Raw genomic sequence first — 9,295 nt, 5'->3', positions numbered from 1 at the left:
CACTCCCGGGGCGCGTTGTGGAAGCGTGGCTGTTCTGGCAGATCCTGTCTGAACGCGGACTGAGCGGTGCCGCGCGTCGCGGCGCGTCCCGTGTGCACACGGGATCGGAACCCGCGACAGCCCGATCTGTTACTCAGCCATCGCGGGGGCCGCGGTTGCCGCCAGCGACCGTTCCCCCCGCCGCGAGGAGTGTTTTCGAGATGGCCGGCAACGAGTTACCGCAGGGCGCACCCGTGGATCCGCTCGCGGATCCGCATCACCAGGCGCCGCACGCAGCGGCGGACGAGCGTGCCCAGTGGCGCGCCCTGCAGGGCGACGTCGAGGGGCTGGCCGACGTGGCGGCGGAACGCGGGCGCGGCCTGCTCGACGCGGCGCGGCTGCAGGCGCAGACCTATGTCGAGCAGCGCAAGAGCGACGCGGCCCACTCGGTCCACGATCTGGCCCAGACGATCCGCAATTCCGGCCGCGACCTCGGCGACAAGCCGAACGTGCGCGCCTTCTTCGACAGCGCCGCCGACGGGCTTGAGCAGCTCGGCTCCTCGATCGAACGCCGCAGCCTGGGGGACTTCTACAGCGAGGCCGAGTCCTTCGCCCGGCGCGCGCCGGTGGCGGTGGCGGTGGGGACCTTCGTGGCCGGCCTGCTCGCCGCCCGCTTCATCAAGTCGTCGAGCCTGCCGCCGGAGGCGCCGGACGGCGATGCCCGCGACAGCTTCCGGGCCTGACGCCATGGCCCAGGGTTCCGACCCCCGCCAATCGGGCTCCTCCAGCATCCAGAGCCTGATCGGCGATGCCCTGCGCGAGACGAACGAACTCGCCCGCAAGGAGATCGCGCTGTTTCGGGCCGAGATGGCCGGCAACGTCCGCCAGCTCATCGTCGGCCTCGCCTGCATGGTCGGATCGGCCGTGTTCGCCGTGGTCGCCCTGTTGGTCCTGATCGGCGCCTTCGTGAAGTGGCTCGCCACGGTCGTAGGCTCCGAATGGCTTTCGGCCCTGATCGTCGGCGGCGTGCTGCTGGTCATCGCCCTCGGGATGGCCCTGTGGGCGCGCAGCGTCCTCTCCCTCTCGACCCTGGCCCCGACGCGCACGACGCGCCAGGTCCGCCAGGATGCCCAGGCCCTCTCGGAGCGCGTGTCCGGATGAGTACGATGAACGACCTCGAGAAGGAGATCGAGGAGAGCCGGGCGCGGCTCGACGACACGATCGACCGCATCCAGGGCCGGCTCTCGGTGCCGAATCTCGTGGACGAGATGCTGGGCAACGCCCGGAAGGTGCCGGCCCTGAACAGCACCTACGACAGCGCCCTGGACGCGGTGCGCCGCAACCCCGTGCCGGTTCTGCTGATCGCGGCAGGCGTTGGCCTGCTGTTCAACCGGATGGCCCGCGACGCCCAGCGCCGGCGCACCGAGGTCTCGGCCGAGCGCGTGCCCACCCTGAACACCGGGGCGGCGCGCGGCTACGACCCCGACCTCCCGACGGTGCGCCCAGCTCGCGATCCGCTGGACACGACCGAGATCTGACGGCCGGGCGTGCCCCGGGACGAGACCCTGACGCGCCCGGCCGTTCGGCCGGGCAGGCCGACGCCGAAGGCGGGCCGCCGAGACCGACATCCGAGGACAGCGCCATGACCGACAAGCCGGGTACCCCCGCCACCCCCTCAAGCATCCCCGAGCCGCACGGCGCCCGGGACAGCAGCCTGCGGCCCGATCCGGCCGGCCTCGGCGACCCGCGCGGGATCCCCGGCACGGCGGCGGGGGACTTTACCCTTCGGCCCGATCCCCGCGGCCTGCACGACCCGCTGCCGCACGGCGCCGCGCCCCTCTCGGCCGGCGGCCATTCGAGCGGTGGCGCCTCCGCGGGCTCGCGCGTGGACGCGGCCTCCGCCACCGTGAAGGAGGGGGTCCAGGCGGCCGGCGACCGCGCCGCCGACCTTGCCGGACAGGCACGGCAGACGGTGTCGGACCTCGCTGACGATGTCGGCAGCCGCCTCGGCGACGCCGCCGATCACGCCCGCGACCGCGCGGCGTCCGCCTACGACGAGGTCCGGGAGCGGGCCGGCACGCTCCGCCGGCGCAACATGCGGGCGCTGGACGACCTGACCACCCAGGGTATCGACGGGCTCAACCGCGGCCGCACCGCCGTCGAGCGCTTCGTGGACGACAACCCGCTCCTCGTCGGCGTGGTGGGCGTGGCCGCGGGCCTGCTGCTCGGCGCGCTGCTGCCGCGCACCCGCCAGGAGGACCGGAGCATCGGCCCCTGGGCCGACGAGGTCCGCGACCAGGGCCTGCGCTACGCCCGGGAGGTGACCAGCATCGGCCGCGACTTCGTCCAGACCGCCCTCGATCCGGACAATCTCAACGCCGCCGCCCGCAAGGTCGTGGATCCGGACGGCCACATGCCGCCGGAGAACGAGCGGACACAGCACAATCTCTGATCCGGGTTCCGGCGCGGGCGAGTCACGCCAAACCGTCATCACGAGCGGAGCGAAGTGACCCAGGGTTGCGCTACGTCTGGTATCGTGGCGCCGCGCTGGATTGCTTCGCTTCGCTCGCAAGGACGGTGCGGCGCCGATCCCCAGTCCGGCACCCCTTTTTACCGCTGGACCGACCGGAATCCTGAATCAGTCGCGGTACAGCCCCGCATGGGCGTCCCGGAGCAGGTTCTTCTGCACCTTGCCCATGGTGTTGCGCGGCAGCTCGTCCACGAACAGGACGCGCTTGGGGCACTTGAACCGGGCGAGCCGGCCTTCCAGGGCGGCCTGCACCCCGGCCTCGTCCGGGCATCCCGGGCCGCCCACCACCACGGCGGTGACCGCCTCGCCGAAATCCGGGTGCGCCAGACCGATCACCGCGGATTCGACGACCCCCGGCAGCGCGTCGATCTCGGTCTCGACCTCCTTCGGGTAGACGTTGAAGCCGCCGGAGATGATCAGGTCCTTGCCGCGCCCGACGATGTGGACGTAGCCCCGCGCGTCGACCTTGCCGAGGTCGCCGGTGATGAAGAACCCGTCCGCCCGGAACTCCGCGGCGGTCTTCTCGGGCATGCGCCAGTAGCCCTGGAACACGTTCGCGCCCTTCACCTCGATCATCCCGACCGCATCGGGGCCGAGGGCCGCGCCGGTCTCCGGATCGACCACCCGCAGCGACACCCCCGGCAGCGGGAACCCCACCGTGCCGGCGATCCGGTCGCCCGCATAGGGGTTCGAGGTGCTCATGTTGGTCTCGGTCATGCCGTAGCGCTCGAGGATGGCGTGGCCGGTGCGGGCCTGCCAGTCCCGGTGCGTCTCGGCGAGCAGCGGCGCCGAGCCCGAGACGAACAGGCGCATGTCCTTGGCGACCTCGGGGGTGAGGCCCGGCTCCTTCAGGAGGCGGGTGTAGAAGGTCGGCACGCCCATCATGACGGTCGCCCGGGGCATCAGGCTCAGGATCAGCTTGGGGTCGAGCCGGGGCAGGAACAGCATCGTGCCGCCGCTCGCCAGCACCGTGTTGGTCGCCACGAACAGGCCGTGGGTGTGGAACACCGGCAGGGCGTGGATCAGCACGTCGTCGGCGGTGAAGCGCCAGGCCTCCACCAGCGTCCGGGCGTTCGACGCGAGGTTGTCGTGAGTCAGCATGGCGCCCTTGGAGCGCCCGGTCGTGCCGGATGTGTAGAGGATCGCCGCGAGATCGTCCGGACCCCGGGGCACGTCGGCGAAGTCGCCGCTCTGCTGGTCCGCCGCCTCCGCGGCGGTGCCGCGGCCCGCGGCGCCGAGGGTCCAGACCGCGCGGACGCGCGCGGCGGCCTCGGCCAGGGCGTCGCGCCGGGCCGGGTCGCAGACGAACACGGTGGGCTCGGCGTCTCCGAGGAAGTAGCCGATCTCCGCCGGCGTGTAGGCGGTGTTGAGCGGCAGGAACACGGCGCCGGCCCGGACCGCGCCGAGATACAGGACGATCACCTCCGGGCTCTTCTCGACCTGCACGGCCACCCGGTCGCCGGGCGCGACGCCCGCCGCCCGCAGGGCCGCCGCGTAAGCGCCGGAGCGGGCGATCAGGTCCGCGTAGGTGGTGCGGCGCCCCTCCGGGGTCTCGATCACGGTCTTGGCGGGATCGGGGACGCCGTCCCGCACCAGGGAGAAGAGGTGGTTCGTCATCGTGAGGCTGAGCTATCACGGGCTGCGTGTCTCGCGCACCCATAGCCGCCTGAAGGCCCTCTCGGCGAGCCCTTTCAGCCGGCCAGCCGCTGCCGCGACGACAGGAAGGCGCCGTCCGGGGTGCGCGCGGGGGCGAACAGCCCGAGCCCGGTGGGCGCCGGCATGCCGACATAGATCGCCTCCATGCCGCGCCGCCCGTAGGCCTCGTGCCAGAACCCGGAGCCCCTGGCGTCCCGGCCGAAGTCGCGCCACCACGTGCGGTGCGGCTCCGAGCGGGTGAAGCCTTCCAGGCTCTCCAGATCGCGCCAGTACTGGCGCATGCCGACATGGGTCAGCCCGAAGAACAGGTTTTCGTGGGCCAGCAGCCCGTCCGGCCGCGCGCGCACGGAGGCGGCGATGCCGCGGCCGAGGCCCATCAGCGCCAGCAGGCCGCGCCAGCGGGTGACCCGGAAGCCGAGATACACGACGACGAGGTCGGGATAGGCGGAGAGATCCACGGACCGGCGGACGGGGGCGCCTTGCATGGTGTGGCCTCCTGGGATTGTATGCGCCGTAAACATGCGGCGGTCTGCGTACAGTGTCAACATCTCCTTCGGGCAGGACCTATCACCATGGCGACCTGCGCGCCGCGCTGGTCTCGGCCGCCCTGGACCTGCTGGAGACCGGCGGCGAGGCGGCGCTGTCGCTGCGCGCGGCGGCCCGGACCTGCGGGGTCTCCGCGATGGCGCCCTACCGCCACTTCGCCAGCAAGGAGGACCTCCTCCAGGCCGTCGCCGCCCGGGGTTTCGAGGATCTCGCCGCAGGCCTGGAAGCGGCCGACGGATCGGCGGCTGGGGCGCAGGCCCTGGCCGCGCAGGGGGCGGCCTACGTGGCCTTCGCCTGCCGGCACCCGGCCCTGTTCCGGCTCATGTTCACGGGGGCCTGCCGGACATCGGACAAGGCGCGGGCCTACGGGATCCTGGAGCGGCGGGCGGGCGCCCTCGCGGGTCCGGCGATGCCCGCCGAGGACCTGACGCTCGCCGCGTGGTCGCTGGTGCACGGTCTCGCCGCGCTGATCCTCGACGGCCGGGTGCCCCTGGAGGGCGAGGCCGCGCAGGCCGTGGCCCGGCGCATCACCCTGGCCTTCGCCACCCGGTTGACCGCAGGCGTTCCATGATCCAGCCGTAACAAGTCCGATACCCGTCCGTGCGCGCAGCCCGTCGATCCCGTGGCGCCCCGCGCCCGCCCGAAGTCGTGCCGCGCCGGGTTGCTTCGCCCCGCCCGCGCAGACGGGGAGCGGGTCCGGCGTTTGAATCCTACGCCTCGGCGAGGACCACGGCCCGCGGCGGCGGCAGCTTGGCGCGCAGCTCCCGGGTCACCGCCGGGGCGGCGACCACGGTGCCGAGATTGGCGTAGGTCTCGTGGTTCCGCTCAATGGCGGCGAGGTCGTACAGGTAGTTGACCATCAGGCCGTGCGACTGGGCGAGCCCCTTCCTCGAAGTGTCGCCCAGGAAGTTGACCCGGTCGAGGCGCGCGCCGTTGCCGAGGTGGAACCGGGCCACCGGGTCGAGGGGGCGGCCGCGCTCGTTCTTGGCGCGCAGGAAATAGGCCGCCGCGGCCGGGATCAGCGCCTTGCGCACCGTCTCGGCTCGGGCCTTGTCGGCGGCCCAGTCCGGATCGTCCAGCGCCCGCAGGGTCTCGACATCCTCGGGCAGCAGCCCCTGCGGGCTGTCGGCCCGACGCTCCCGGGCGAGCCACGTGGCGAAGCCCGGCACCGGCGACAGCGTCACGAAGGTCTTGAGCGTGGGAATCTCGCGGGTGAGATCCTCGACCACCTGCTTGATCAGGAAGTTGCCGAAGGTGACGCCGGCGAGCCCCTTCTGGCAATTCGAGATCGAGTAGAACACCGCCGTGTTGGCCGCCTGCGGCTGCAGGGGCTTGCGCGCCTGTGACAGGATCGGGGCGATCGCCGGGGCGATCTGGTCGGTGAGCGCCACCTCCACGAAGATCAGGGGCTCGTCGGCCAGCGCCGGGTGGAAGAACGCGAAGCAGCGCCGGTCCGGCGGCTCGATCCGGGCGCGCAGGTCGTCCCAGTCCGCGATGGCATGCACCGCCTCGTAGCGGATGATCTTCTCCAGAATATGCGCCGGCGTGGTCCAGTCGATGTGGCGCAGCACCAGGAAGCCGCGGTTGAACCACGAAGCGAACAGGTGCTCGAAGTCGGAATCGAGGCTGTCGACGGCATCCAGCAGGGCGGGGCCGGCCTCCTCGCCGGCACGCAGCGTCCGGCGCAGGTCGAACAGGTCCTCGCGCATCCGCACGAGGCTCAGCGTGCCGCCGCGGGCGAGGTTGAGGCGGCGGATCAGTTCCTGGCTGCGCGGCTCGGCGGCCTCGTGCAGGTCGCCGAGGCGGGCGCGGGACGGGGCGGCGCGGTAGGCGGCGATCGCCGCGTCGACGGCGGCGTGGTCCGCATCGAAGTCGAGGGCGATGGCCCGCAGGAAGGCGTGGCGCTCCGCCTGCCCGAAGCTCGCGTAGCGGTCGAGGATCAGGCGGGCCAGCGCCACGCCGGAGGCCTCGCCCCGCCGGGAGATCAGGTCCTCGCACAGCTTGACGAGGTCGCCGGCGCTCGCCCGGGACCCCAGGTCGCCGCGCCCGATCCCGATCAGGTCGCGGCCGCGCTCGCTGATGGTCTGGAGCAGGTCGCCGAAGAAGGAGATCGCCGCCATGACCCTCGCAAGACCCCCGTCGACCCGGATTCGAGACGCTGCCGGCCCCGCGACGCCGGCTCGTCGAGCGGGCGCGTGCGGAACCGGAGGATCCGGGAGCCGCCGGTCCTCCCGAGGAGGCCCGCTTCGCGTCCCGATCCGCCCGCCACTCTAAGGCGCCGCGGCCGCCGCGACCAGAGCTTGGCCGCGCGCGGATGGCCTGCGCTCAGCCTGCAGGAACACCGCGAAGGTGGTGTGACGGGCCGAGGCTCGGCTGTGTCAAAGCTGCTCGGCCACGGTGGCGAGGTCGGCCCGTTCCCGCCAGTCGCCGATGCCGTGCTGACGGGCGAACCGGAGTTCGGCCGCACGGCGGGCGCGCTCGGGGCCGCGGGCGCGCGTGATCGCCACGGAGCCGATCGTGAACGGCACCCCAAGGATCTCCTTGACGAAGTCGATGCGGTAGTTCGGCATCCCGTACTCCCTGATGCGGCGGTCCCGGCGCGGGATGCGCGGAACGGAACCGCCCTCTCGTTCGTAATCCGGTTCGAGAACCTGGATCGGCTCGATGCCCGAACCCGTGCCTGCGGCGTCCGCGCGTGCGCGGATCGGCGTGCACGGACCGGGCCGGTCACATCGAGGGCATATGGTGCGGCGGCGGCGCCGGTGAAGGGTGCCGGCGCGTGCCGGCAGGGATGCATCGCCGCAGCTTGCGCCGCGGCGCGCCCTGCCCGTATCGCTCGCGGCCCGGATCTCCTCCCGCACACGGACCCGACCATGGCCCTTCCGCGGCGGCGTGCCTGCCTGCCCTCGACCCAGCCGTGACCACGACGCTCGACGCGAAGGCCCGGCTCGGCCTGACGCTGATCGCCGGCGGGGCGGTCGCCAACATCTACTACAACCAGCCGCTGCTCGGCCTGATCGTGGCCGAGTTCGGAGACCGGGCCGCCCTGTGGGTGCCGACCACGGCGCTGGTCGGCTACGGGCTCGGCATCGTCGGCCTCGTTCCCCTGGGCGACGCCCTGCCGCGCCGCACCCTGATCGTGGGCCAATGCCTCGGCCTCGCCCTGGCGCTGCTCGCCGTCGGCCTCGCCCCGAACCTCGCGACCCTCGCCCTGGCCCATCTGGTGGTCGGCGTGCTGTCCTGCGCGGCCCAGCAGGCGGTGCCGTTCGCGGCCGAACTCGCCCCCGACGCGCGCCGCGGGCGGATCGTCGGACAGGTCATGACTGGGCTGCTCACCGGCATCCTGCTCGCCCGCACGGCGAGCGGGTTCCTGGGCGCGCATCTCGGCTGGCGGCCGGTCTTCCTCGTCGCTGCCGTCCTGGCCCTCGCCATGGCGGGCATCGCGCGGGTCACCCTCCCCCACACGCCGCAGACGCACCCGCTGCGCTACCGCGCCCTGATGCTGTCGATCCTCCACCTCGCCCGCACGCAGCCGGTCCTTCGCACGGCGAGCCTGTCGCAGGCGCTGCTGTTCGCCGCCTTCAACGCCTTCTGGGCGACCCTGGCGCTGCTGGTGGAGGGGCCGCCCTTCGGGCTCTCCGCCGCCGGGGCGGGGCTGTTCGGCGTGATCGGCGTCTGCGGCGCCTTCGTGGCGCCCCTCTCGGGTCGCTTCACCGACCGGCGGGGGGCGAAACCCGTGGTGCTCGGCGGCAGCCTGCTGGTCGCCCTGTCCTTCGGGGTGCTCTGGGCGGGGGGCGCGTGGTCGCTCGTCGCGGTGGCCCTCGGGGTGCTGCTCATCGATATCGGCATGAACGGGGCGCTGATTGCCAACCAGACCCGCGCCTATGCCCTGGTCCCGGGCGCGCGGGGCCGCATCAACACCGTGCTGTTCACGACCCTGTTCGTGTTCGGGGCGCTCGGCGCCTATGCCGGCTCGCAGGCCTTCCTGCTGGTCGGCTGGCCGGGGGTCTGCGCGGTGGGGCTGGCGTTCTCGGCGCTGGCGGTGCTCGTGGCCGCCCGCGACCCGCATCCGCCCGGGGTACGGTCTACCTGAGCACCCGCGAGAGGCGGCACCACGCCGCCGTCCCGGACGGCAGCCCGAAGCGCAGGCGCTCCGGGCGCTCCGCGAAGCGCCGCACCGCGATCCCGGCCGCGGCGAGGCGCCGGTAGAGGTCCGGCCCGTCCGGGAAATCCGCGGTCCGGAACAGGACGGTGCCGCCGACGACCCGGCCGCCGCCCCGGACGATCAGCCGGTCGAGGCGGCCCGCATCCGCCGCCCGCGCCCGGGCGGCCTGCGCGCGCCACTCCGTATCCGCCAGGGCGGCGCCCCCGATCGCCAGGGCCGGTCCCGACACCGCCCAGGGACCCAGCGAGGCGGCGATCCGGGCCGCCGTCCCGGGCTCGGCGACCGCGAAGCCGAGGCGCAGGCCGGCGAGCCCGTAGGTCTTGCCGAAGGAGCGCAGCACCACGAGGCCCGGCGCCAAGTCCGGTGCGGTGACGTGCGGGCACAGGCTCTCCACCGGCTCCAGGTCCGCTCCAGGTCCG

Annotated in this window: 11 protein-coding genes; 6 read left to right on the top strand and 5 right to left on the bottom strand. The window is 73.3% G+C overall.

Annotated features, from left to right (window positions below):
* Positions 1-200 precede the first annotated feature (200 nt).
* The 4 genes from AC1DXK_RS28960 (at position 201) to AC1DXK_RS28945 (ending at position 2,431) form a co-directional block, all read left to right on the top strand.
* Positions 201-722: a hypothetical protein gene (locus AC1DXK_RS28960; protein ID WP_457108137.1), complete on the top strand. Its 522-nt coding sequence runs from the start codon at positions 201-203 to the stop codon at positions 720-722.
* 4 nt (positions 723-726) lie between these two features.
* Positions 727-1,140 (top strand): phage holin family protein, encoded by a 414-nt coding sequence (locus AC1DXK_RS28955; RefSeq protein ID WP_457108138.1) that lies wholly within the window; start codon positions 727-729, stop codon positions 1,138-1,140.
* A gap of 5 nt (positions 1,141-1,145) precedes the next feature.
* Positions 1,146-1,517, top strand: a complete 372-nt coding sequence (locus AC1DXK_RS28950; protein WP_457108139.1) for a DUF3618 domain-containing protein — start codon at positions 1,146-1,148, stop codon at positions 1,515-1,517.
* 104 nt (positions 1,518-1,621) lie between these two features.
* Entirely contained in the window at positions 1,622-2,431 is an 810-nt protein-coding gene (locus AC1DXK_RS28945; RefSeq protein WP_457108140.1) for a hypothetical protein, read from the top strand.
* A gap of 186 nt (positions 2,432-2,617) precedes the next feature.
* On the opposite strand, the gene AC1DXK_RS28940 is transcribed toward AC1DXK_RS28945, so the two are convergent.
* Together AC1DXK_RS28940 and AC1DXK_RS28935 are read right to left on the bottom strand one after the other, a co-directional pair.
* On the bottom strand, positions 2,618-4,126 hold the full coding sequence (locus AC1DXK_RS28940; protein WP_457108141.1) for a malonate--CoA ligase: 1,509 nt from the start codon (positions 4,124-4,126) through the stop codon (positions 2,618-2,620).
* Between the two features lie 74 nt (positions 4,127-4,200).
* Positions 4,201-4,650, bottom strand: a complete 450-nt coding sequence (locus AC1DXK_RS28935) for a monooxygenase family protein (RefSeq protein WP_457108142.1) — start codon at positions 4,648-4,650, stop codon at positions 4,201-4,203.
* Positions 4,651-4,703: 53 nt separating this feature from the next.
* Between AC1DXK_RS28935 and AC1DXK_RS28930 the strand changes: the two genes are divergently transcribed.
* Complete coding sequence (locus AC1DXK_RS28930; RefSeq protein ID WP_457108143.1) at positions 4,704-5,282, top strand: TetR/AcrR family transcriptional regulator; 579 nt, start codon at positions 4,704-4,706, stop codon at positions 5,280-5,282.
* Between the two features lie 139 nt (positions 5,283-5,421).
* Here the strand turns inward: AC1DXK_RS28930 and AC1DXK_RS28925 are convergent, their stop codons facing one another.
* Both AC1DXK_RS28925 and AC1DXK_RS28920 read right to left on the bottom strand, forming a co-directional pair.
* Positions 5,422-6,831, bottom strand: a complete 1,410-nt coding sequence (locus AC1DXK_RS28925; protein WP_457108144.1) for a malonyl-CoA decarboxylase — start codon at positions 6,829-6,831, stop codon at positions 5,422-5,424.
* Positions 6,832-7,089: 258 nt separating this feature from the next.
* Positions 7,090-7,281, bottom strand: coding sequence for a hypothetical protein (locus AC1DXK_RS28920; protein ID WP_457108145.1), 192 nt, complete (start codon positions 7,279-7,281; stop codon positions 7,090-7,092).
* A 347-nt stretch (positions 7,282-7,628) separates the two neighbouring features.
* On the opposite strand from AC1DXK_RS28920, the gene AC1DXK_RS28915 reads away from it, so the two are divergent.
* A complete protein-coding gene (locus tag AC1DXK_RS28915) occupies positions 7,629-8,804 on the top strand; it encodes an MFS transporter (RefSeq protein WP_457108146.1) in 1,176 nt (391 codons plus the stop codon).
* Here the strand turns inward: AC1DXK_RS28915 and AC1DXK_RS28910 are convergent.
* Positions 8,797-9,295, bottom strand: a 499-nt coding sequence (locus tag AC1DXK_RS28910) for an aminotransferase class I/II-fold pyridoxal phosphate-dependent enzyme (RefSeq protein WP_477299576.1), incomplete at its 5' end; no start/stop codon positions are given. The genes AC1DXK_RS28915 and AC1DXK_RS28910 overlap by 8 nt on opposite strands.

The organism is Methylobacterium sp. P3_A11 (assembly GCF_056403155.1).
This window is presented reverse-complemented; position numbering and strand designations above follow the sequence as displayed.

Coding starts and splice junctions, on each gene's coding strand:
- AC1DXK_RS28920 (WP_457108145.1), bottom strand. CDS start 7,281: ATGCCGAACTACCGCATCGACTTCGTCAAGGAGATCCTTGGGGTGCCG.
- AC1DXK_RS28945 (WP_457108140.1), top strand. CDS start 1,622: ATGACCGACAAGCCGGGTACCCCCGCCACCCCCTCAAGCATCCCCGAG.
- AC1DXK_RS28935 (WP_457108142.1), bottom strand. CDS start 4,650: ATGCAAGGCGCCCCCGTCCGCCGGTCCGTGGATCTCTCCGCCTATCCC.
- AC1DXK_RS28925 (WP_457108144.1), bottom strand. CDS start 6,831: ATGGCGGCGATCTCCTTCTTCGGCGACCTGCTCCAGACCATCAGCGAG.
- AC1DXK_RS28940 (WP_457108141.1), bottom strand. CDS start 4,126: ATGACGAACCACCTCTTCTCCCTGGTGCGGGACGGCGTCCCCGATCCC.
- AC1DXK_RS28950 (WP_457108139.1), top strand. CDS start 1,146: ATGAACGACCTCGAGAAGGAGATCGAGGAGAGCCGGGCGCGGCTCGAC.
- AC1DXK_RS28960 (WP_457108137.1), top strand. CDS start 201: ATGGCCGGCAACGAGTTACCGCAGGGCGCACCCGTGGATCCGCTCGCG.
- AC1DXK_RS28955 (WP_457108138.1), top strand. CDS start 727: ATGGCCCAGGGTTCCGACCCCCGCCAATCGGGCTCCTCCAGCATCCAG.